The sequence below is a fragment of the Sulfurimonas sp. genome, assembly GCF_041563495.1.
In the GTDB taxonomy this organism is placed as follows: domain Bacteria; phylum Campylobacterota; class Campylobacteria; order Campylobacterales; family Sulfurimonadaceae; genus Sulfurimonas.
On the sequence record NZ_JBFFMZ010000005.1, the window covers coordinates 12,542 to 37,441 of the forward strand.

The 24,900-nt window shown below is 34.3% G+C and carries 17 protein-coding genes and 4 tRNA genes; 4 read left to right on the forward strand and 17 right to left on the reverse strand.

The features are described from left to right. Window positions 1-59: 59 nt before the first annotated feature. Window positions 60-1,088: a bifunctional 3,4-dihydroxy-2-butanone 4-phosphate synthase/GTP cyclohydrolase II gene (locus ABYK18_RS06340; protein ID WP_373035814.1), complete on the reverse strand. Its 1,029-nt coding sequence runs from the start codon at window positions 1,086-1,088 to the stop codon at window positions 60-62. A gap of 271 nt (window positions 1,089-1,359) precedes the next feature. Between ABYK18_RS06340 and ABYK18_RS06345 the strand changes: the two genes are divergently transcribed. From ABYK18_RS06345 to ABYK18_RS06355, 3 genes are all read left to right on the forward strand, one after another. After that, window positions 1,360-1,436 (forward strand) — tRNA-Met (locus ABYK18_RS06345). Window positions 1,437-1,456: 20 nt separating this feature from the next. Next, window positions 1,457-1,531 (forward strand) — tRNA-Gln (locus ABYK18_RS06350). Between the two features lie 117 nt (window positions 1,532-1,648). Then, window positions 1,649-1,725, forward strand: a tRNA-Met gene (locus tag ABYK18_RS06355). 6 nt (window positions 1,726-1,731) lie between these two features. Here ABYK18_RS06355 and ABYK18_RS06360 read toward each other — a convergent pair. From ABYK18_RS06360 to ABYK18_RS06370, 3 genes are read right to left on the reverse strand one after another with little or no spacing between them, the layout of a single operon-like run. Beyond that, window positions 1,732-3,387 (reverse strand): PAS domain S-box protein, encoded by a 1,656-nt coding sequence (locus tag ABYK18_RS06360; RefSeq protein ID WP_373035815.1) that lies wholly within the window; start codon window positions 3,385-3,387, stop codon window positions 1,732-1,734. 1 nt (window position 3,388) lies between these two features. Then, window positions 3,389-6,955, reverse strand: a complete 3,567-nt coding sequence (locus ABYK18_RS06365; RefSeq protein ID WP_373035816.1) for a PAS domain S-box protein — start codon at window positions 6,953-6,955, stop codon at window positions 3,389-3,391. Window positions 6,956-6,957: 2 nt separating this feature from the next. Then, window positions 6,958-9,099, reverse strand: coding sequence for a DctP family TRAP transporter solute-binding subunit (locus tag ABYK18_RS06370; protein ID WP_373035817.1), 2,142 nt, complete (start codon window positions 9,097-9,099; stop codon window positions 6,958-6,960). Between the two features lie 256 nt (window positions 9,100-9,355). Between ABYK18_RS06370 and ABYK18_RS06375 the strand changes: the two genes are divergently transcribed. Then, a tRNA-Gln gene (locus tag ABYK18_RS06375) sits at window positions 9,356-9,430 on the forward strand. Between the two features lie 170 nt (window positions 9,431-9,600). Here the strand turns inward: ABYK18_RS06375 and ABYK18_RS06380 are convergent. The 13 genes from ABYK18_RS06380 to ABYK18_RS06440 form a co-directional block, all read right to left on the reverse strand. Beyond that, window positions 9,601-10,893, reverse strand: a complete 1,293-nt coding sequence (locus ABYK18_RS06380) for a M23 family metallopeptidase (protein WP_373035818.1) — start codon at window positions 10,891-10,893, stop codon at window positions 9,601-9,603. Further along, window positions 10,883-11,383, reverse strand: coding sequence for an HIT domain-containing protein (locus ABYK18_RS06385; RefSeq protein WP_373035819.1), 501 nt, complete (start codon window positions 11,381-11,383; stop codon window positions 10,883-10,885). The genes ABYK18_RS06380 and ABYK18_RS06385 overlap by 11 nt, the downstream gene beginning before the upstream one ends. Before the next feature lie 86 nt (window positions 11,384-11,469). Further along, window positions 11,470-12,753, reverse strand: a complete 1,284-nt coding sequence (locus ABYK18_RS06390; protein ID WP_373036038.1) for a TRAP transporter large permease subunit — start codon at window positions 12,751-12,753, stop codon at window positions 11,470-11,472. Further along, a complete protein-coding gene (locus tag ABYK18_RS06395) occupies window positions 12,750-13,229 on the reverse strand; it encodes a TRAP transporter small permease subunit (protein ID WP_373035820.1) in 480 nt (159 codons plus the stop codon). Before ABYK18_RS06395 ends, ABYK18_RS06390 begins: the two co-directional genes overlap by 4 nt. 2 nt (window positions 13,230-13,231) lie before the next feature. Beyond that, window positions 13,232-14,677: a Mur ligase family protein gene (locus ABYK18_RS06400; protein WP_373036039.1), complete on the reverse strand. Its 1,446-nt coding sequence runs from the start codon at window positions 14,675-14,677 to the stop codon at window positions 13,232-13,234. A 2-nt stretch (window positions 14,678-14,679) separates the two neighbouring features. After that, the gene (locus ABYK18_RS06405; protein ID WP_373035822.1) at window positions 14,680-15,414 is read right to left on the reverse strand and encodes an alpha/beta fold hydrolase; all 735 of its coding nucleotides are present in this window, start codon (window positions 15,412-15,414) and stop codon (window positions 14,680-14,682) included. Continuing rightward, a complete protein-coding gene (locus ABYK18_RS06410) occupies window positions 15,414-16,451 on the reverse strand; it encodes a D-alanine--D-alanine ligase (RefSeq protein ID WP_373035823.1) in 1,038 nt (345 codons plus the stop codon). Before ABYK18_RS06410 ends, ABYK18_RS06405 begins: the two co-directional genes overlap by 1 nt. Before the next feature lie 11 nt (window positions 16,452-16,462). Next, window positions 16,463-16,804, reverse strand: a complete 342-nt coding sequence (locus ABYK18_RS06415) for an arsenate reductase family protein (RefSeq protein WP_373035824.1) — start codon at window positions 16,802-16,804, stop codon at window positions 16,463-16,465. 68 nt (window positions 16,805-16,872) lie between these two features. Beyond that, the gene (locus ABYK18_RS06420) at window positions 16,873-19,737 is read right to left on the reverse strand and encodes a caspase family protein (protein ID WP_373035825.1); all 2,865 of its coding nucleotides are present in this window, start codon (window positions 19,735-19,737) and stop codon (window positions 16,873-16,875) included. A 32-nt stretch (window positions 19,738-19,769) separates the two neighbouring features. Next, window positions 19,770-20,336, reverse strand: coding sequence for a Holliday junction branch migration protein RuvA (gene ruvA / locus ABYK18_RS06425; RefSeq protein WP_373035826.1), 567 nt, complete (start codon window positions 20,334-20,336; stop codon window positions 19,770-19,772). Beyond that, window positions 20,337-22,244 (reverse strand): flagellar assembly protein A, encoded by a 1,908-nt coding sequence (locus ABYK18_RS06430; protein WP_373035827.1) that lies wholly within the window; start codon window positions 22,242-22,244, stop codon window positions 20,337-20,339. It abuts the gene before it with no gap. A 69-nt stretch (window positions 22,245-22,313) separates the two neighbouring features. Then, the gene (locus tag ABYK18_RS06435; RefSeq protein ID WP_373035828.1) at window positions 22,314-24,236 is read right to left on the reverse strand and encodes a LapD/MoxY N-terminal periplasmic domain-containing protein; all 1,923 of its coding nucleotides are present in this window, start codon (window positions 24,234-24,236) and stop codon (window positions 22,314-22,316) included. Beyond that, on the reverse strand, window positions 24,233-24,850 hold the full coding sequence (locus ABYK18_RS06440; RefSeq protein WP_373035829.1) for a transglutaminase-like cysteine peptidase: 618 nt from the start codon (window positions 24,848-24,850) through the stop codon (window positions 24,233-24,235). Before ABYK18_RS06440 ends, ABYK18_RS06435 begins: the two co-directional genes overlap by 4 nt. Window positions 24,851-24,900: the final 50 nt, after the last annotated feature.

Sequence of the window (24,900 nt, forward strand, 5' to 3'; positions counted from 1 at the left end):
TTCGTATATATTATATGATTATATGCAAAGCACTAAAAATGGCAGTTGACATATATCAATTAAATATTTACTATTTCATTTACTTCTAATCCAAATCCGCCTAAACCTACAAAGTCTGTTTGTTTAAGAGATGTCAGAAGATTCATTTTAGAGATACCAAGAGATTTTAATATCTGGGCACCTGTCCCTATCTCTTTCATTGCAGCGTTATCTTGATGGTTTGTTTTGTTGATAAAAACTAAAACACCGCTGTTTTTCTTTAGGTATTCTATGGAATTCACAAGATTATTATATTTTTTCTGATTTAAGAGGAGTTCGATATCAGGGATAACATTATGAACCCTTACATTTGAGACTTCGCCTGCATTGTAAAATACAATGGCAGTATGTTCTACATTGTCATGATCTTGAAATGTATGTTGTTTGACTTTTACACCAAAAAAGTCTATCTCTTCAACATTTGTTTCATTTACAAGTCTTTCATTTGCTAAACGATACTCAACTATATCAGAGATAAAAACTGTTTTAAGATTGTGTGTTTCCCCAAAGATATCAAGGTCATCACGTCTTGCCATTGTGCCGTCTTCTTTTATGATTTCACATATTACAGCGGATTCACTTAAACCTGCTAAACGACAAAGATCGACAGAGCCCTCCGTATGACCTGTTCTTACAAGCGTACCGCCGTCTTTAGCTATAAGAGGAAAGATATGTCCAGGCTTAACTAACTCATCTGCATGAGAGATAGGATTTGCCAGAATTTTAATAGTATCGTCTCTCTCTCCCGCAGAAATACCAGTCAAAGCGTTTTTTGCATCTACAGATACTGTAAATGCCGTCTCATAAGAAGATGTATTTGAACTTACCATAGGATTCAAATCAAGACGGGTAGCTATAGACTTACTAAGTGCTACACAAATCAAGCCTCTTGCATGTGTAGCCATAAAGTTAACATGAGCAGGAGTTGAAAATGCAGATGCATATACTAAATCACCCTCATTCTCTCTATCTTCATCATCAATCATGATGACCATCTTGCCTTTTTTTATCTCATCTATGGCTTCTAGTACTCTTTGTGTAGGTGTCATATATTCTCTTTCATATAAATTAATTTACTGCGCATAAATTGTTTTCGTAATTATACAATGTATAGTTTAATCTGAACTATTATGCTAAATAAATAGACTATAATTCAAGTATGCTCTTCCGACAACAATCTCAATTAAGCAATAGTAGTTTAAAGCTATATTTTCACAACTAAACTTTATTTACAAATTTGTAATTAAAATCCTTGACAAAGAAAGTTGTTTTGCCTATAATTTCGCTCCAACAAACATGGTAATCAAGTTTGTTAAACACCGCGGAATAGAGCAGTTCGGTAGCTCGTCGGGCTCATAACCCGAAGGTCACAGGTTCAAATCCTGTTTCCGCAACCAATTCTTTAAATTTTTAATGTTGGGGTATCGCCAAGCGGTAAGGCACTAGTTTTTGGTACTGGCATTCGGGGGTTCGAATCCCTCTACCCCATCCACCTTTTATAAAAATAATTGATTTTTTGATTTAATCTAAAGAAGTTTCGATTGGACATACATTAGTATCCGAAAGAAACACTGATAAAGAGTAAAGCAAAGACAATTTTTTAAAATATCGCGGAATAGAGCAGTTCGGTAGCTCGTCGGGCTCATAACCCGAAGGTCACAGGTTCAAATCCTGTTTCCGCAACCAATTTCTTTATGTACTCACAACTCTGTTTCTACCAAGCTCTTTAGCTTTATATAAATTATCATCAACTTGTTTGTATACATCTTCCAATATTGTTGCTTTATCTACATCTCTATGAACCAAGCCAATAGATACTGTTACAAATTTTGACGTCAAGCTTTTATCGTGTGGGATTTTCAACTTTTCTACGGCTTTTAAAAGGTTATTTGCAAACTGATCTGCTTCTTCAAAACTATCTTCATGAAACAAAATTCCAAACTCTTCACCACCGAGTCTAAAAGCAAAATCTCCTGCCCGCTTTGAAAAATCATTTAAAATCCCGCCTATTTTTGAAAGTACGTTATCTCCATCTTGATGACCGTAAGTGTCATTGTATAATTTAAAATAGTCAACATCCAGCATTAATAATGAAATGCTTGTATTTTTTCTTTTTGCACGATTTAGCTCTTTTTCAAACACATCATTAAAGTAGCGTCGGTTATAGAGGCTTGTCAGTTCATCGGTTATAGACAGTTCCTCTATACGTTTTTTATCAGTTATGTCTTCTCTTATAGCCATATAACCTGTTTTAATATTATCATCATTAAATATTGGAACTATCGTTACATTGAACCAAAACACAGAGCCGTCTTTTTTTATATTTTTCACCTCACCATGCCATATCTTATTACTAACAAGAGAATCCCACATTCCTTTATATGTCTCATCCTTCATGTCACTATGTTTTAAAAAATTATGCTTTTTCCCTATAAACTCATCTCTTGAATATCCGCTTAAATTACAAAATGCCTCTGAGACTTCAGTAATTATTCCATCTAAATCTGTAGAAGATGAGATAACGTTCTTGTCCATAATATCCAGATATTTTGCTATCTTTTTTTCTGCATTTTTGAGTTTTGTTATATCGTTCATATTTAAAAGAAACCTTTTTTTATCAGGCATAAGCGTTATAGATGTTTTAGCTTCAAAAATTTTATTTTTTCCTTTACATCTTTTTTCAAAGTCTTCTACATATCCGATATCTAAAACTTTTTTTAGTATCTCTTTTGAGCTTTCTCTATCTTTTTCTTCCGTGAGCTCCATACAACTTTTTGTAAACAGTTCCTCTTTTGTAAATCCTGTTATTCGTGAATAAGAATCGTTGACAAGAACAAAATTAGTATCTAAGTCTATCAGAGCAATTCCGTTTGGTGATTTGTTAAAGATAGTCTCAAACCTTTGTTCAAGTTCACTTAATTTGTCCATTTTTACGTGTAAATCATCTAAAGCATTGGCAAGTTCCATATTTAATCTATGGACTTTAAGATGAGTATTAACTCTGACTAAAAGCTCTTCTTTTGCAAAAGGTTTGGAAATATAATCTACTGCCCCTCTCTTAAATCCTTTAATAATACTTTTTTCGTCATTTTTAGCCGTTAAAAAAATAATGGGTATACCCGATGTTTTTTCCGTATGTTTAAGTTTGTATGCCACTTCATAGCCATCTATATCAGGCATTACAATATCAAGTAAAATAAGATCAATATCTTCATTTGAATTAGCAATTTCCAATGCGGTTACAGCGTCTGTAGCCACCAACAAGTTATATGTATCTTTTAATATCTCTACCAAAATGGAGATATTTGTACTTTCATCGTCTACAATTAAAATATTTTCTTTTTTCATCTTAATTTCCCAATAATTTGCAAATTTCATTTAACAATTTGTCTGCATCTTTGTATTTATATGCAAGAAGATAAGAGCTTAGCTCTTTAACTGTTTTTTCATCTACATACCTGACTAACATCTCTTCTAGCTGTTTGATTTTATCTTGCGTTATAACCCTGAAGTGCCTTATATTTTTTTCCATATCTTTTATATATTTTAAAACATCCTCTTTTTTATACTCTTTATCTGAGACTGTATCATCTACTTTTTCCAATTGAATTTTTAAATTTTCAACTGTATTTTTTAGCAGTGCAATAAGTCTTGTGGTAAGCTCTTCTCTTATTTCAACATCAGATGCATCATGTATCTCTTTTGCAAGTAAATACACCTCTTTTAATGCCAAATTCCCGCTTACGCCTTTTAATGAATGAATTGCACTCTCAAACTCATCAGAATCTATTTTTGAAATATCAAAAAGTACTTCCACATCCTCATACTGACGGCAGAAATTTAAAACCATTTGTTTGATTATTTTTGGTTTTTCACCGATTCTATGTTTTAACTCTTCTAAATCTATTCCGTAAAATTGTATAGAATGATCAGCAGATTCTTCTCTTTTTAAAACGTCTGTGTTGAGTTTTTTTGGTTTTATGTATTGAGAGAGAACTCTGAATAATTCATCTTTTTCTATAGGTTTTGCCAGATGTGCCGACATCCTAGCTTCTCTGGTTTTTGTCATATCTTCTTCCATTACAGCAGCACTAAGTGCAATTATAGGAATATTTTCATTGATTTGTTTAATATGCCTGCTGGCTTCAAAGCCGTCCATGACAGGCATTTGAAGATCCATAAGAATCAAGTCATACTCATCACCTGCTTCTATCATCTCAACTGCTTCTTTTCCGTTGTTAGCAATATCTACCGTTATATTAAATTCTTCTAATATTCCAACAGCTACTATCTGATTGATTATATTATCTTCTACAAGAAGTAGGTGTGCGCCTTCTATAGTGCTATTCGATCTATAAACTTGTTTATCAGAATTTTTTTTATCCGCCGTCTTATCATCTGCTTTTTCAAAAACAGAACTGAAAGTAAATGTGCTTCCCTCTCCTTCTTTACTCTCTACCCAGATTTCACCGCCCATCATCTCTACAAGATGTTTTGATATGGAGAGACCGAGTCCTGTTCCGCCGTATTTGCGGGTTATTGAATTATCGGCCTGCGTAAACTCTTTAAAGAGGTTATTTTGAATCTCTTTATTCATTCCCATGCCGCTGTCTTTGATGGAAAACTTTAATTTTACACTATGAGTATCTTCTTCTGTAATCTGAATACTCATATCAATAGAACCTTTATTTGTAAACTTGATAGCATTACCTACTATATTTGTAAGTACTTGCGTCAAACGAAGCGCATCGCCTTCAAGTGTCAGTTTATTTTTTATATTTATATTGAGAAGCAGTCCTTTCTTGTTTGCCTGATATTCAAAAAGATCCACTAAATTTTTTATTACTCTCTCTAATTCAAAAGTATTCTTTTCTAAACTTAGTTTTCCTGCTTCAATTTTAGAGTAGTCTAGAACATCATTAATGATGTGCAAAAGTGCTTTTGAAGATGTTTCTGCTTTTTCAAGATAATCTCGCTGCCTCTCATCAAGTTCAGTCTGTAAGGCTAACTCTGTTAATCCTATAACCCCATTTAAAGGTGTCCTTATCTCATGAGACATATTTGCCAAAAATTCCGATTTTGCCATATTCGCTTTTTCAGCTTCCAGTTTTGCTTTTTCAAGATCTATTTGATAGGTTATCATATCGGTAACATCTACCCCGATTGTAGTCAGATATTTTAGATCTCCATTCTCATCTTTTATGGCAGCATTGGACCACTCAAAAGTCTTTTTTATTCCATTTTTTGATATCCAGGCATTTCTAAAGTGATGAGTGACTTGACCTTTTTTAGCATTATCAATAATAGTGATGACTTTTTTTTGAATATCTTCCGGTAAAAATCTGTCCCAGAAAAAGGGCTTAGATGCTATCTGTGCTTTTGTATAGCCCGTAAACTGTTCTCCGTATGGATTTATATCTATCATCACACCGTTTCTATCTATTACCGCAATTATGGAATTTGCACTCTCTACTAAAGAACGATTAAAGTTTATTTGCTCTCGCAGGGCTATTTCTAAGTTTTTCGTAGATGAAATATCTGAGATATAGCCTATAAAGTGGGTAATATTCCCATCTTCATCTTTTACCGCCGAGGTGTAATCTAAAATCCATTTTTCATCACCCTCTTTAGTTATTACTCTATAAGGTGTATGTTTATACAGACCTTCTACATTTATTTCATTTGCGACTTCGTCTATTACCTGGTGTAGATCATCTTTATGAATACAATAAGCATAGTTTATCTTACCGTTTAAAAACTCATCTTGAGTATACCCCAAAAGTTTTTCAACACTTTGTGATACATATTCAACATTCCAGTTCTTATCATTTTTCCACTTAAACAATACAAGATCACCTTTGTCAAAGAGGGATAACAGCGTATTTTGTTCTTTTATAGCATGTTGCACCTTTGCGTCCAAAGTTTGGTTTAATTTTTCTAGCTCTTTAGTCTTCTTGTAAAAAGCATATCCCAACACTTCCAACTCATCTTTGGTTCCCAGGGGTTGATATTCATCTATTTCATCTTTAGATGATATTAGGTTTACTGCTTTATAAAGTTTCAATATAGGGTCTGTTATGGCTGTAGCCAAAAAGTATGATATTATCATACCGACTGCTAAAATAAGCACACCAAAAATTACCAGTATGACTATTTCTTTTTTTAACGGCTCTATATATACATCTTCAAGCATACCCATTTCTACTCTTGTTCCAAGATTGGAAAGCAGGTGATAATTACCGGCATCTTGTACTTGAAATTCATAGGTATAATAATCTTTGTTTTTTTGATAATTGTTCTTATAGTACTCAAGAGAATTTTTAAAAAATTTAGTATAAATAAACTCCTCGTTTTGATTATACTTTTGAATTATTTTGTTTATATCATATGTAGCGACTATTGCACCTTGCGTAGTAGCATAATATTTTATGGGAACAATAAACACAATTTCTCTCGTTTGTGCTTTAATATAAGCTACTGTCTGTCCTAAATTCAAAGAAAGCCTTAGCTCATCAGATTGATTAAATCCCAAAATTTCATCAGCTGTTTTAAATACTACTCTTCCGTCAAAATCTACAACACTTAAACTATTTAAGAACTTAGCGTTTTTAAAATTATTGATCAGCGGCAGTAAATACTTGTTTTTTTCTTTTTCATCAATCAGAGCATTAATAAAGAGTTCATTGTTGGCCAAAAGTTCCGTGTTTTCTTGGAGATAACCTAACATCTGCTCTACTCCGTCAGCGAGTTCTTTAGCTTTATTTTTTAAATTCAACTCTGCTTTTTCTTGTAAAGAAGTCACATCCAAATATAGAATAAAGCTAGTAGCAAGTATTAGTATAAATGCGATAAGCGTAGTTACCTGAAATACAACTTTTGTTTTAATGCTGTTTTTAAATTTGTCTCCAATATGCATTTTCAGTCTCTAGTAGGCAGAATATTGCCATCTTTATCAAATTTTGCCATAAAAAAATCTTCTATATTTAGCGCATCATGATTTGTCTTCTTAAATGGTCTCTTATACATTTTTAGCACACCATCATAGCTGTCAATACTTTCTAAAGACAATTTTATTTTTACTGCATCAAAACTCTTACATTTTTTGATTGCATGTGCTAAAAGCATTACTGAGTCATATGCTTGAACAACCCCGGTAATCGCATTTATTTGTTTAGTTGAAGACTTGGCATATGCTTTTAAATAATCTTTTACAAGATTCTGCATCTGTTTTTTATTGTTGTTTATGAGCGAAACAGTTTGAATAAAGATAAGGTCTATATCTTTTAAATATGTCTGATTTACCTTGAAAAAAGAATCTCCTACAATACCCCAATGAGAAATAACAGGAATATGAATAGCATTTTTCCCCATATACTCGACAAGTTTTGTGCCTTCTTGAGAATTCAATACCATGATAATAGAATCATGAAATTTATTTTGCATAGTCTCAAAGACTTTTTCAAAATTAGTCTCTCCTCTATTTATAATGATTCCGTTTTGTTGCTTCAGACCTTTTGAGGAAAGATAAAGATTTATATTATTTAAGGCTTCTTTTCCCCAGACGGAGTTTTCTACGACTACTAGCGGATTTGAACTCTTCTTGAGTGCGTTTTGTGCCAAAAATCTGGCAGCGTATTTGTCATTTAGAGAGACCCTGAAAATATAATTTTCATCATATCCGTTTTCTGTGACAGTAGCAGCCGCAGCCCAAGGTGAAAAGTAGATAAGCTTATTGTCTTGTATCTCTTTTGTGTACGATGAGATGATAGCGCTGTGTTTACCGCCGATAACGGCGATAGTATTGTTATCATCTATAAACTCTTTTATATTTTGGTCCGCTTGAGTTGAGATACCTTGATGATCTTTTGCAACGACAAGAACTTTTTTGCCTAGCAAGCCGCCATTTTGATTTATATTATCAACAGCAAGCTCGACTCCTCTTTTTATAGCAAGTCCGCCGCCTTTAGCTCCCATAGACAAATCGGCATCAACTCCGATTACTACCATATTGTCTTTTTTATTTTTTTTGTAAAAATACTCTTGTGTTTTTGAAATAATATGTGAACCTATAACATTTTCATAGGACTTTGCAATATATGCTGTCGCTTTTTGGAGTCTTTTTCTCTCAGAAGAAGATAATGTATGAATTTTAACACTCGCTTTTTTGATATCTTCAAGAAGATTTTTCTCTTTTTTTGCTATCTCTTCTCTTTCCCATGACGTTATCTCTTTTGCTGTTTGAATTAAAATATTTTGAATATCTAAGGGAAGCTTTGAGATACTTTTTGTGCTGAATGTCAGGACATAAGGCAAATATGAGTGCTTACTTAAAGTGATGTCGCTTTGAAGCTTATGAAACCCCATACTTACAATTTCACTAAGAGGATTTTCCTGTGCATCGACAACACCGTCTTGAAGCGCCTTTTTAGTCTCATGAAAATCAATCGTTATCGGTTTGGCATTTAAGGCATAATATTGTTCCATGATTATGCGACTCTTCATAACTCTTACCTTTAAATCTTTGAAATCTTCCAACTTTGTCAATGGCTTATTTGAAGTAAAGTTTTTAAAACCTCCATCCCAAAATGCGACTCCAAACAGATCTACCTGACTTAGATCCCGAAATAACATATTTCCCACTTTTCCATCAAGAAGAACATAAGCATCTTCTTTTGTAGGAAATAAAAACGGCAGATCAGCATACTGCATCGAGGGAGATGCCACACTTACTTTAGCCGTTGCTGTTAAAAGGATATCTATTTGACCAAGTCGTGAGAGTTCGAGCATCTGGTGGCTGTTTCCAAGTTCTTGACTTGGATAAACAGTTATCTCTACCTTACCTTTTGTTTTTTTATTTATTTCTTGTGCAAAACGAAGAGCAGCTTGATTTACAACCGTATTTTCAGGCATATGATGTGCAAATTTCAACTTTATTACATCATCTTTTTTTTTCTCAACTGCATTATCTTGTTTTTGATTATTTGAAGTTTCTAGAAGATTTATTACAACGGTAAATAGAACAATAAAAATAGCAGCCAAAAAGAAAATAACTTTTTTCATAATAAACCTTCACATTTATAAATATCTTATCTATACCAAATCAACCAAATGACCATATATAGTTGTTTAAGAGTCAATAACTTTTCAAATTTACGGTTAAATCTGTTATTAACAGAATATCAAATATACAATTAAACCTATCTTTGAGCCTCTCTGATAAAATTACATTTGATTTTAGAATTGACACTTAAAAAAAGATAGTGTTTTTATAGAAGTCTAAGTTTTATATGATAAAATTTCGGCACATTTTCGATGTTGGGGTATCGCCAAGCGGTAAGGCACTAGTTTTTGGTACTGGCATTCGGGGGTTCGAATCCCTCTACCCCATCCACCAACAAGATAAATCAACAACTACATAAATTATACAATCAAGGGCATAATATGGCTGAAACTGATGGTTTAACTATCGTAATACGAACACTTGTGTTGTTATCAATAGCTGGAATATTCGGCTTTATTCTAACTAGAAAAAAAGAAGATAAAAAGTAATTGCATTAAAGCTTATTTAGCTTTATATGAAGTTCCTTTTTTTGGTTTATTTATAACTCCGTTTTGTGTTAAAAACTTTACAGGAATCGACTCTATGCTTCTTGAGTCTTTAGTCTTATAAACTTGAAAATGCAGATGCGGTCCGCTAGAGTATCCTGTGTTTCCAGAGTATCCTATGAGATCACCCCTATTTACCATATCTCCTACATTTACATAAGCTCCGAATTTCTTTAGATGATAATAGGTAGCAAATGTTGCATCTTCATGTTCTATTGTTACGAAGTTTCCGTATTTTGCAAATTCTTTGCTGTAACCTGCTTTGTTTGAATCTTCTTTTATATCCACTACAGTACCGCCTCTTGCAGCATAAATTTTCGTACCTATGTCCATCATAAAATCTACGGCATATCTACTATCACCCTTATGTGTATTTTTTCCGTTATAACCCTGCGAAACTGTTTTTGATGTATCCCTTGCATAAGGAAGTCTGTATAGATAACCATCATCATGTACAGCATCCATAGAGCCTTTTATCCAGCTATAACTAAAACTATAGCTGTAAGACCCTTTTTGTTTATAGAGTTTAATATACTCTTTTGTAGAATTTGGTTTTAGTGAAAAAGTGTTTGACACATCAGCATGTCCCATGTTTTTATAATTCCCATTTACTTTTAAAGTAACACTGTACGGGTTTTTATTGCTGACAAAAACAGTTATATACTTGGATGATTTTTTTATAAAAAGATCTACACTTCTACTTTTTTTATTTTTGTTTGATGGGTCATAAGTAGCTCTTGTTACTTTTGTATAGATAACACTGCTAGATGCTTTTAACATCTTTTTATAACTTATCTTTTTATCTAAAAAACTGCTTCTTTTTTTCTCTTTGTTAGTCCCATAAAAGGCTATGGACTTCTTCAACAAAGCCCTACTCTTTAAAAGTCCGTCCAACTCATAAGATGTGAGTTTATAAAATGTATCATAATCTTTGGTTTTTATAGATGCATCTATTTTTTTGTGAAGTTGGTGTAAAAACTTATCATACTTTTTTTGCAGTTCTCTTAGCTGTAGAAGATATTTCTTTTTTTTCGTATCGTCGTTTGTCTTATCAACCGCAAATCCATACTTTATGGTCTTATCTGCAGATTTTAAATACTCTTTTGAAAACTCAATATCAGATAACTGACTTATGGATTTGGCTGATTTAAAAAGCGATGTTCCCATTTGCGCGTAGCTTTTTGGATACTCCGCTGCACTTAGGAGCAGTTGTAATGCTAATAATAAAAATACAAACCTAATCAGCATCTATATATGTTGGAATAAGACTTTTGATCTTTTGGTATACTTTATCAAAGTCTGTAGAATATACTCTTGTCTGAGCGATAGAAGTAATGAAGTTCGTATCTCTCTCCCATCTTGGGACAAGATGCATATGGATGTGTTCTGCTATCCCTGCACCGCCAGCCTTTCCAAGGTTCATACCTATATTTACGCCCTGAGCTTTAAGACCCTCTTTTAAAAGCCTTACACTTTTTTGAGCCAAAGCACTCATATGAAGCCAAGTTTCTGATGGAAGATCCTCAAGTTTGTCTGTATGAAGATTAGGAATAATCATAAAGTGTCCAGGAGTGTATGGATAGACATTCATCACCATAAAACAGTGTTCATCTCTGTAAAGGACATGTTGCTGGGCATCATCGTCTTCATGAGAACTTATATGGCAAAAGACACACCCCTCTATCTTTTTACCTGTCACATATTCATCTCTCCACGGTGCGTATAAAATATCTTCCAATTTATTCTCCTTAAAAAGTTATTTTTACAGCTTCTCTGCCTCAAAGAGGCAAAGCTTTAGTGACCCAAGTGGTCTTAGCGTACAAATTAAATGAAAGCAAAAACTAAATCTGGGAAAAGTATAACTAATCCTAACCCCAAAAGCTGTAAAAGTATAAAAGGGATGATACCCTTGTATATCTCAATGGTCTTTATGGTATCGCCTGCCGCACCTTTTAGAAAAAAGAGCGAGAGTCCAAACGGCGGTGTTAAAAAAGATGCCTGAAGGTTCAGAGCAATAAGAACCGCAAACCAAATTGGGTCGATGCCAAAGCCTTCCATAACGGGTATGAGTATCGGCACGATGATAAAAGATATTTCTATGAAGTCTATGAAAAAACCGAGTATGAAGATGCTAATCATAGAGATGGCTATAAAAACCCAGACATCGCCAATGTCATCATGAAAGAACTCAACTATAAGGTCAGTACCGCCAAGCTCGTTAAAGACAAGGGAAAAGGCCGTAGCACCGATAAGTATCATAAAGATCATGCCCGTGAGTTTTACACTCTCAAGCGATGCATACTTTAGCATCTCTAAGTTGAGTGACTTGTTTATATAGCTAAGGACTAAAGCACCTACAACACCAAAGGCAGCCGACTCGGTAGGAGATGCTATACCCGCAAAGATACTTCCCAAAACTGCTACCATTAAAAGAAGAGGAGGAACTATTGAGATGATTATCTCTTTTGAACTTACTTCTTTTATGTTTTTTGCTATCGGAGCTACCTCAGGAGAAAAATATGAACGTATAAGGATGTAGGCTATGTATAGACCTACCAAGACAAGTCCAGGTAATACTGCACCCATAAAAAGTTCACCTACGCTTACACTCATAACGTCACCTAAGATGATTAATATGATTGATGGAGGTATAATCTGCCCCAAAGTTCCGGAAGCGGCTACGGTTCCTGCTGCAAGACCTTTGTCATACCCTGCTTTTAGCATCAAAGGAAGTGCTATGACACTCATCATAACGACAGATGCAGATACTATACCCGTAGATGCAGCCAGCATCGCACCTACAAGAATCACGCTAACTGCCAAACCGCCGCGTACATCGCGGAACATGGCACTCATGGATACTAAAAGTCTCTCCGCCATTTTTGACTTCTCTAAAATTAACCCCATAGTTATAAAAAGAGGAACTGCCATCAGAGTCGTGTTTGACATTATTCCGTAGATCCTAAAAGGCAGTATTTCAAAGACATCAAAGCCAAGACTCGGGATGAGAAAAGCAAAAGCGATAGCAACACTTCCAAAAACAAAAGCTACTGGTATTCCGATAAGAAGCAGTGCCAAGACGACTACAAACATAAACAGAGCTATCACAGCGACTTCCATTTAACATAATTTGTTTTTACATCTTTGATGGCGACAAGAACCAATAATACAAACGAGAGCGGAAGAAGAGATTTAACCAAAAATCTATATTCCAGTCCGCCGGGGTTTGAAGAAGCCTCATTTTGAGTAAAACTGAGTGCAACAAAATCAACACCTATGTAGATGATAAGAAATGAAAAAGGAAGTATAAAAAAGAGTGAAGAGATCATATTTATGATTGCTTTTGTCTTCTCACTGTATGAGGCATAAAATATATCAACCCTAACATGGGCATTTTCTTCTAAGGTATATGCAATTCCAAATAATATAATAACATCAAAGAGATGCCACTCAAGCTCTTGAAGTGCGATAGAGCCTGTTGAAAACAAGTACCTTGCAGTCGCGTCGTACACGACTAACAAGACAAGCAGAGCCAAGACAAAAGCTGTAAAATATCCTAAATACTTTATGCTCTTATCTATCATGTCTAAATAAAGTTCGGTGCGTCGTTCGCAAAGAGGATGATGTCTCCTGCTCTTGTCTGAGATGCGAGGACATCTTGGATTTTTGATTTGTCATGGAGCATAGTCTTGTTCGTGACTTTTATGTTTTTCTCAAAAAGTGCGGCGTTTAGAGAACCCGTTACTATAACTATGTCAAAGACTTCGTTTATAGCATCTATGAGTTTTAAATTAAGTTCATCACTGCTCTCTACAAGTCCCGGAGTCACAATGACTTTTCTGCCTTCGTGGAGAGAGCAGAGTCTGATTCCTTCTAGCATCCCGTCTATGTTGCCGTTATAACCGTCATCAAGGATAATTTTTCCACCTGCCACTATTTTTTGCAGTCTGTGTTCTACAGGAGTAAGGTTTGCTACTGCTTTAAATATCTCTTCACTGCTCATGCCGAAGCTTTTGGCAATACGCACCGCTACATCAATATTCATAGTTTGAAACGAACCGAGTATGTCTGTATGCAGAGCCAGTGTCTCTTTGCCAAGATTCAGTTCAAAGTCTGTTCCCTCTAGATTTGATTCCACGTTTTGTATATCATCGCCGAAAAAAGTCACTTTCTCATGCGGTTCATCCGTTACAGAAGTGTGTATAAACGCTTTCATCAATCTTGGAGACTGCATAATCTCTAACTTAGTCGCTATGATGTTTTGCAGGGATTTAAAATACTCCAAGTGAGCTTCACCGACTTTTCCCACAACAACTACCTGTGGTTCTAAGAAAGTCGTGATATCATAAATATCACCGCTCTCTCTTGCACCTGCTTCACATACATAGATCTCAGTGTCGCTTGGAAGGGATTCATTTACATCACGCATGATTCCGCCAAGAGTGTTTACGCTTCTAGGAGTCGCATAGACTCTGTACTTTTTACTAAGTATCTCTGCTACAAAGTTTTTGATGCTTGTTTTTCCGTAGCTTCCCGTAATACAGACTATTTGTAAATCTTTTATCTCGTTTAACTTCTTTTTTGCTTCTTTGGCAAATGCAGCAAATAGAAATTTTTCTATTAAAAAACTACCTATATACGCCATTGCCAAAGGCATAAATACACCGTAAACTTCACAAGCTTCTTTTAGAGTACAAAGCACATCTTGAAAAAGAGTTAAAGACACCAAAAGAATCAAAAATCTTTTAACGCGCCAAGTAAGGACCAGCTTTTTATCGAGCTTTTTATGCCAAATAAAGATAGCTGGAATCACCGCGAAATAGAAGAAAATCGTAAAAAACTGCCCAGTAGTGTAGTAAGCTATAAGAGGAATAAAAAAGTACATCAAATGCCAGTGAGGCTTATGATGCTTTAAAATGACACGGGAGAGTTTATAATCATACCATTGTAGATTTGTGATCAAATACCATCCAAGAACCGTTACAAATAGTACATTAGTCACAAATGCATTTAAAATCTCAAAATCCATAATTATTAATTCCCTAAACTCTTCAAGAAGACATCTTTAATCTCACGGGATACTTCTTGTGCATGAATCATAAAAAAGTAGTGATTACCGTCATATACCTTAAGTGTTGAATCATCTATAAGCTCATTAATCTTGTGGGCAGAACTAAGCGGTGTATCCGTATCTTCTTCTCCCCAGCAAAGAAGTGCTTTACCGCCGTAAGAAGCAAAATCATCAGAAAAGTCTTCATCCACGACATTTTTAAATGTCTGATACATCGGTTCGCTTAAAGATTTTGCATCATCAGCCACAAACAAAGAACGAAGTTTTGCAAAACCAAATACTTTAAGTGCTTTATAAAGTGCTATCTTTGCTCTTACTTTAAAAGATTTAGGTATATATATTCCGGCACTGCCGACTAAAACAAGCACCTTTGGCTCTAACAGCAAAGCAACTTTGCCGCCAAAAGAGTGACCGAGTATTATGTCTTTAGATGCATTGATGTGAATCATAAGAAGTTCGACTATTCTTGCATAGTCTTTTGTCTCTAGCGCAACATTGCATGTACTGCCGCCAAAACCGGGAAGATCGATGTAAATATGACGAAATGTATCCATGTATGGAGAAAACGATTTTTTCATCAAACCCTTGTTGCTTCCCCAACCATGAAGGATAATCAAGTCTATTTTTGCCTCTGGATTAATAATTTCATAACTTATATCTAAAGTATGCTGGTTATACTGTATAGATTTTATAGCCATTATTTACCTTTTGCCTTACTGATCGAGTGAATATATTCATAATTTACTTTTGCTCTTTTGTTTGTCGGAAGTGAATTTGCAAGCAATTCTATTGAACTTTTAAAATCTTCAAAAAGGTAGTTGCCCATAGAACCGGGAATCGGGTTTATCTCATTTAAAAGCACTTCCCCGTCAACTACAAAAAAGTCACATCTGATAAGTGCGCCTTCAAAAAGATTCTTATATACTTTTTCAAAACTGTTTTTCAGTTTTGCTTCCAAAGCAGAATCTATGTCCGCTTTTAGAACCTGCTCAGAGCGTGAAAAATCCATATACTTTTTCTCAAAATCCAAAAATTCATTTTTCTGAGGCTCTTCAACTATAGAAAAGTGTATTTCACCTTTTGCTATAAAACCGGCTAGATTATACTCTTTTACACCCTCTATAAACGGTTCTACTATAACAGAGTTATCAAACTCAAAAGCCACATCTAAGGCATAATCCAGTTCGCTTTCATCTTTGACTATACTCACTCCGATAGAGCTTCCAAGTCTTGCAGGTTTAATGATGATAGGATATGGAATATTTATGTTTTTATGTTCATTTGATGAGATAACTTCATAGTGTACGCTTTTAATTTTTTTCGCTTCACAGAGCCATTTTGTATATCTCTTATCATAAGAAAATACGCTTGCATCTGTTCTTGGTCCTATGTATTTTATAGAAAAGAAATCAAGCAGAGACGCAATAGTCCCATCTTCACCGTCAGCTCCGTGAATAAGATTTAAAACCGGACCTGTATGCTCAATTGAACTAAACATAGTCTTTTGAGTAAAAGAACCGTTTGTTATGTTTAGCTGCGGCATTTTTTTATGTTCACCTTTAGAGAATGTGACAGCTTTCATCTTTGATGCCTCTATCAAATAAAATCTATGATCCTGATCACAGAATATGAAAGTCAAATCAAATCCTGATAATTTTTCTTTTAAAGTTATAGCACTTACGATACTGATCTCATGTTCAAAACTAGCACCGCCAAATAAAATAGTTAATTTCAAATATATACCCTTTATTTTATAAATATTTCTTTATATTTTTCTTCATCCCAGCCAACAACAACTTGACCTTCAAACTCAATGATTGGTCTTTTAAAAAGCATATTATCTTTACACAACCACTCACGTTTCCCATTGTCATCAAGGTTTAACTCTTTTAGCTTCAAAGTTCTGTACTTAGTACCGCGATTGTTAAAAAGAACATCCATGCTTATCTGTTTCAACCACTCATCAACTTTCACGCAATCAACAGAAGTCTTTTTAAAATCAATAAATTCTAAATCAATATCATTATCTTTAAAAAATTTTCTTGCATTTCTTACGCTACCGCAAGTCGGTATCCCGTATAGTTTCATATAATATCTCCCCAAAATTTAAAACTCGCAATTATAGCATTTTTACCTTTAGCTATATAATATCTAAATCACCTGACCCCTATGGCAAAGTCAGGCACGGAAGAAGGTATGATTGTTGTCGGTTTCTGCTTACCGTCTGTAAGTTTTTTCACCATTGAAGTAACATAAAGGTCGATCTCTTTTATTGTTATTGTTCCATCGCTGTCATAGTCGGCTTTCATACCTTTAAGTCCATCTATAAAGCTTTTGGTAAAAGCACCGTGCCCCCACTCTTTTTTTTCATACGAGTATCCACTTCCCGTTGTCGCCGTCATCACGACACTGCCGCTCCCTGAGTTTACTATGCTTTTTATTGCACTTGTTATATCACGTCTTGTTCCCGTTATATTTCCGCTGTGACAAGTATCTGCTATGAGTATAACTTTTGATGGAAGATTACTCATTGTGTCTTGTATCTCTGTCCATTTTACAGCGGTTCTTCTAAGTCTCTCCAGATTTGCATCGTGACTTAAAAAGTAGTAAATACCTTTGTCATCATTCACTCCATGACCTGCAATAAACAAAATGACAACATCCTTGCTTGTCGCTTCTCTGTCTATCCAGTCGAGACCATCGAGGATATTATCGCTGTTAGCATCTCTGTTTACAAGTGTTTTAACAACTACATCTTTATAAATCTTGCCTTTTTGCTGCTTAAACATCTCAGCCATAGAGTTGGCATCTTTATCTGCCACACCTAAGTTATACTCCGGATTTTCATACTTGCTGACTCCGATGCTCAGCATATAAAGAGTCGGTTTATAAATATTTTTTGTTTTTGTAAGCTTAGTAGCATAGACAAGTACTTCATCACTCATGGCAAACTTGTTTCTAGCTTTTATGCTTATGATGTTTTCTCCGGAAACAAGGTCTATTGTCACGCGTTTTGAGTTTATATCTTTTTTCTTTTTAAGCCCTCTACTGTTTATACGCTCACCGTTATGCAAAACAATGATTTCTTTTATATCTTCTTTAGAACTAACACTAAACTCGATTTTTATAGAGTCTTGAGAGGTTTTTATCTTTGAGTCACTAAGCAGACTTACTACAGGTGGAAGCGAAGAGGAAATATTTACTTTTTTCACCTTCTTAGTTGTGTTAACATAAGCAATAGCTTTTTTCTCACTGTTAGTTTGCAAAATAGTAGAGATGATATCTGGTCTGTAGAGAGTGTCGAAATATTTATCACTTCCTACGTATCTCGCTTCATGTTCATCACCTTGATTGATATGGTAACCCACATATTTGTCTCCGCCTACAGAAGAGTTAAAATAACCGCTTTTTGACCAGACCACCCATTCATTGTCTTTTGCAACAAAAATATTTAATATAGGTTCAAGTATTTGATTTTTAGTGTTTGGTTTTAATTTACTCAAATCCCACAATCTCATGGTCTGATCACTACTTCCAGTAACCATCCTGTCTCCATCGATTGCAGCACTCCAAACAACTCCCGTATGCCCTACAAGATCTGCCACTTCCTTTGCATCTTTGGTATAGATTTTTAACAATCCTCCGCTTCCGCCGCTGATAATAAAATCTTTATGCCATCCGTAACAATAGTGTTGCAGTCCTGTTGTAGCGTCTTTTTCAATGGATGCCACTACTTTATTGTCTTTTTTTATATCAAGAATACCATCTTTATAGCCGTAAAATCCGCCTTTCTTATGGACAAGTGAATAGCTGCCGTTTATAGTGCTGATTCTTTTGTAGTATGAATCTTCTTTAGCACCGTTTACCGTAAAGTTTTTTAAGTTTATAGATCTTTGAAAAGAGCTTTGTTTTACATGATAATCACCCTTTGCATCAAATATATTACCAAATGCAATTTCATCACCGTTTATTCCAACACTCCAAACAAGCTTACCGACTCCTGTTATGCTCTTTATCGTTTTTTTGGTATTTATATCCCAAATATATATTTCTTTGTTACCGCCACCTGCACTTACAACTGTGTTATTGTCTAAAAAACCGACTGCCATAGTCAGGTTTGTATGTTGTTTAAAGCTTTTAGTTTTTACATAGCTGTTTTTTGCATCATAGATATTAACATTGTACGGGGAAGAGCCTGTTCCGGCTATTAATAGTTTTCCATCTTCAGAATATGCCAATCCTGAAGATTTAGTATCCGTTTTAATTGTTTGAATAAGATTGAAAGAGTAATCATATATCAATATTTCATGACCATATCCGCAAAGTGCTATATTATCTTTTGATACTGCCGAATATTGAAGTTTATATGCGCTTTCATCACTTTTGACTATCTTCTTTTTATCCATATCGTAAAATGCTATCTTGCTGTCATATCCTGCCGTTACAGCATAGTAACTTCCCTGTTTTTTTATTATTTTTACGACATAAATATCGTTTTTATGAAAGATTATGGTGTCTTTTAGAGCAAAATCATTCTTAACATCCCATATCTTCGCTGTTTTATCTGCTGAACCTGAGATAAGGTATCTGTCATCTTCACTAAAGGAAAGACCAAAGACAACACTTGTATGAGATGTCAAGACCTTTACAAGTTTTCCTGTGACATAGTCATAGATTCTTATTCTTCCGTGCCTGGAATTTGCTGTAGCCATTGTATCGTCAAAATATCCGCTTACTGCCAAATATTTTTCATCACTGCTAAGAGACATGGCAAATATCATACCTTCTGAACCGCTTCCTGTCTGACCTAGTATTTTTCGTTTTTCTTTACCCGTTTTAGAGTCCCATACTCTTATGCTTTTATCATTGGAAGCCGTAATAAAATCTTTATTTTTAGTGACTATGATACTTTTAATGATGCCTGTATGACCTCTGGTGTCTATATCTAACATTGCACTTTCAGATGCCGGCAGAGTCGTTGTAAGAGTCAATACTAGAAATATATAGCTTATTATTTTCATATAATTTCCCTTATTTACAAAAGTAAAATGTATTAAATAGTTTGAAGCAGTTTTAAAGCTTCTTTTACAAGTGAAGCCGTGTCATCTCCGCCGCATGAACTTAATGCCTTGGATATTTTGTCTTTTTTAAAGCCTAAAGATTCCAATGCTTCGCTTGCTTGGTTAAATGCAAAACTTTTAGGTGCATCTGCAGAAGAAACAAGTTCTACATCAAAACCGTTAAGCTCCACCAAGATTCGCCCTGCACTTTTAGGACCTATTCCAGGCACTTTTTTTACACCGTTTATATCTTTGTTATTTATCACTGTTGCAAACTGATTTGGTGTATAAGTCGAACATATTGCCATCGCGACTTTTGGTCCGACTCCGTTTATCTTTATAAGTCTTTCAAACATCTTTTTTTCCGACATGTCTAAAAAACCAAAAAGCAGTTGTGCATCTTCACGAATAATCTGCGTCGTAAAAAGTCTTACCTCAGCACTTCCCAAGGCTGAAAAACTATGCAAAGAGATAAAAACCTCATAAACTACACCTCTGACATCAACATGTACAAAACTTAGTTCTTTATATACTATATTACCGTTTATCCCGACTATCATCTACTCTCTTACCGCCTCGATTTCATATGTTCCGTCTTCAAGTTCAACTATTGCGAAAATTTTCTCAGGGGAGCCTTCAGGCGGTTTCAATGAGACTTCGATGGGAGGATCTACCAATTTGAAGATTATCTCATTATGTCCTATCCATCTATCTCTGTTGATAATCCTTGCATCAAAGATATTATCTTGAAAGGAAGCTGTTTTAGTTGTCAAAAGATTCAGTTGATCCTTCTTAACTTCAAACTCTTTTTTAATATTCTTCAAATGATCCTGGGCTTTTTGAAACTGTTTATATTGCTTAACAAATGATGCCGGCATTTTTACGCCGTTTTTTTTGTAGTGCATTAAGCGTTTTTTTACATCATTGAAAGTTGCTTGATTATTCTTAACAATAGAGGTATATTCTTCTATCTCTTTTCCTATGTTTTTAACAGAGTTTGAAAGTTCATCAATGTTTTCCTGGTTTTCATTAAGACTCTCTTGTACAGATTTTTTAAGAAGAGGATCTATGGTAAAAATATTTTCACTTCCTTGGAGTTTCTTTATCTCTATGAGTCTTGAAGCCGTAGCATGCACGTAAGAGCCACAAAGTTCTATAGATATCTCTTTAGCTCTGATATGACCGCCCATAGCCTGTGAGATATCAACGATGTCTCCCTCTATCTCTCCGTGTTCAAGCCTGGTTATATGAATATTTTTTCCATATGCCTTTCCTTTATGAATATTAACACTTAAGTTCTCTGCTCTTACCGTTGCAGTTTTATGAGTCTGACCGCCTATGTTGGCTTTTAGTGCCGTCACTTTAGTATTTGAGCCGACATTGCCTTCAATATCAATCTCACTTACCTCAACATTCATTCCTGTTCCAATGGCATCCTTGATCAAATCCGTTTCTTTTACATTAATACTTACATCTGAATCTACACCCGCTGATATGGATCCGGTAGTTCTAAAACTGATTTCGCCTATATCAACTTCTGATTTAATAGTGTAAAGTGTGCCTTCAAGCGCTATATATCCATTCTCAACTGCTCGATACTCTATGTTTTTGTCAGTTTCTATTACTTTTATCGTATCATCTGTCGTAAAAGTAGGTGCGTTAGATTCAACCGGTTCTCTTGGTTCTAAAAACTCACCACGGCAGTTTCTTCCGGGTTTGCCTTCTTTTATCTTTATATATTCTATAAGAAGTTCGTCTTTATGGACACTCTGAATAAAGCCTCTGTTAGCGTAGTCTATTTTGTCTTTTTCACTTACAGAGTCTTTTTTATCATAATGAAGTATTATTGCGTCATCTGTTGTAGGTGTAGGTTCATATGCCTCAGCTATCAAGTGTGTTTCATTTTTATCGTATACTGCGGTTTCTGACACTCTGACATGTGCCCCGATCTTTGAGACGACAGCGGGCAGCATCTCATCAAAGATGTTTATTAAGATGTTTGCACGAACTTTACTTTTGTTTATAAGAATCAGCAACTCTTGCTCGAATCTTGGGCTATAAGATACTTTAGAACCCTCTTTAATGCTTAAATAGACTTTGCACTTTGTTGCGTTTGCACCCACTGCCAAGTGAAAGTCACCGTATGGATCATTTTCTACTCTTGAAAATATCTCTATCTCATACATTTGTTTAATTTGAAAATTTTTATCTAAAACAAGACCTTTGTCCTCCATCTCTGAGAGGTCTTTATCGGAAGCTTCTTCCCAGTCTACTTCTTTACCATCTTTATTCAATCTTGTATAAGTTTGGACTTCAAGTATATTAAAATCTATACTATATACATTCACTTCATATGATTTCGCCAGTGCCATTAACTCTTTTGCTACATTTTGTGTGCGTATTACAGTTGGACGAATCTTTTTTGATGATGTATCAGCGCTTTGTTTACTTGAACCAAAAAGTGCCATTATTACCTGCCATGATTAAATTTAAAAAATTAAACCATTTATTTTAGTCAAATATTTGTTAATAATATGTTAAAGTTCGATCATCTCCGTAACCTCTCCTTCTATCACATAGATATCTCTTTTGGTTAAAGTATTCAATGTTGTCATGTTACTTACACCTGTAGCTATAAGAGAGATACCTGCAGAATCTGTTATAAGTTTGAGTGCGGATAAAATATGTTCATTTTGATCTATAAAATAATTTTTATCTGCTTTAATATATACAGGTCTCAGGTCTTGTAAATATTGATAATCTGTACCTTCACCAATAAACTCTACTATTGCAATTTCTATTTTATACCTGTCAAATAAGGCTTTATACTCTTTTATCTCTTGAGAATTTGTACGAACTAATTTATCCGGCAACTCAATAATCAATTTAAAAGGTAAACCTGAAGCATAGTTATCAAAAAGATTTTTCATATCTTTATAAGTCTCATCATGCATAATATAATCGTAAGAGAGCTTAATTGAGCATACTCTCCCTCTTAATTTTGTATCCGGTTTTTTAAATATCACATTTAAAATGTGTTTATAAATACCATTGCTTAATCCAAGCTGATTGGCTGGCAGCATAAATTGATCATAACTGTATGTAATGCCATCATCAGTTTTCAATATATAACTTATAGACTTATAAATTTCTTCTTTATTTTTGGCATCTACTATATTGTATGTTATCAATGAGAAATTATTTTTTTCTATAGCATTTACTATGACATTTTTCCATTCATATTTACTCATAATCTCAGAAGTATTTTCAACTTTTTGCAAATATTTATTGTTTTTTAAATATTTTGAATGAGTAAGTGCACTGTCTGCCCGTGCCAATAGTACACCGATTTTATCTTTGTAGCTATACTCGCTGAGTCCAAGCGCCACATATACTTCAGAAGACTCAAGGTCATACTCTTGCACAATATCTTGAATAAAACTATCGATACCGTCGACTAATATCATTCCATCTTCATAAGATAAGTCTGGAATCAACATAAAGAACTCTTTCGGAGTCATTCTTGTAACTATGGCATGTTGATGCTGGCTTGCATAATCTCTGAGTACATCGGCTATATCATTCAACAGCTTATTAACGTTTTCACGTCCTATAACATCGTTTGCTTCTATCAAACCGCTTATTTCTATGATTATGTTTATACCGCCTTTTGATGATGAATCTACTTTTAAATACTCCGGTAATTTATGCATAAAGTATTTACGATTTTTAAGTTTTGTAACTTTATCTGTGTACTCCAGCTCTTTTTGTTTTTTAAGAGCTTTATTTCCTTTGTCAAACATGGCTTTAGCTTTTAAAACCATAGTATTCATCCCAATAACTACATCTCTAAACTCTTTTGTGAAGATATCTGTACTTTCTACAACAAACTCATTTCTTACAACGGCTTCAGCCTGTAACTGAACCCTTTTAAGCGGTCTCAATATTATAATTAGAACAGAGTTTAATACTATAAGAGCTATTACTGCTAAAATTGAAAACGATATACAAAGACTTATTAGAATATCATACAATTGAGTATAAGCATATGATACATCACTCTGGACATTTAATACTCCAATTGGATTCCAGCCGGCAGAAACATTTGCTGAGGCTACAGGTGCTTTTAAATTAACAATATTTAAAAACCATGAAGGAACGTTTGGTATTTCCTTCTTAGCCTTTCTCTCGTGCAGAAGTTCATCTTCTAAGCTTACTAAAGATATATTTCCGTAATGCCCACTTTCAAAGTTGGCATCTATCATAATAGACATCATGGAAATATCACCTTTGGCTCTAGCCAACGATAAACTAAGAGAAGTTGCCGTATTTTTTGCATCTTCATATAATCTTTCATTAACCGATTCACTTGCATTTTTAAAGTTTAAAGTTAAAACCGTCAAAAGCAACATAAACAAAAATATTGATAATAATAGTGCTATTTCTTTAAAAAGTGTCATATCTTTCCCATCCTCATATTATACTTTAGTTTGTCCCATTTTTTGTGAGATTTTTTCTTTTTACCTTTTTTTAACAAAGTCGGATTAAAGTTGTAAATTGGAATCAAATCTTTTCTTTGTGAAGCTTTAAGGATTTTACGATTGTAGTTGTCAAGGACTAACGGCTCAACTCCCGGAGCCTGAAAATAAGTCAAAACCATATGTTTTTCTTTAAATTTCGTAGATTTTGCATATGTAAAATATAATTTTGTCGGATCCATTCCAAGGTACAGTAAAGCAAAGTATTTTGAGATCACATAATCTTCGCAATCACCTCTATCCTTACCTAAAAACTCAGCCGGAGTAGCCCAATAATCATCTTCATTATAAAGTTTTTTATCAGTTGCGTATCTTACCCCGTTATAAAAGTCGTTTACGGCTTTTAACTGTTCCGATACATTTGATTTTTTATTTGCATCTAGGGTTTTTTGAAGAGAGTTAAATCTGTTTTTTGCAAATTCACCATATTTATTTACAACTTTTTCAAGAAGTTCTTTTGTAACATACTGTTTTTCTGCAGAAAATAGACTTGCAGAAGAAATCAATATTAATAAAAAATTTACTATAAACTTCAAGTTTTTAGTCCTAAAAATAATAATCTTACTTTCAACATTGTATTGAAACT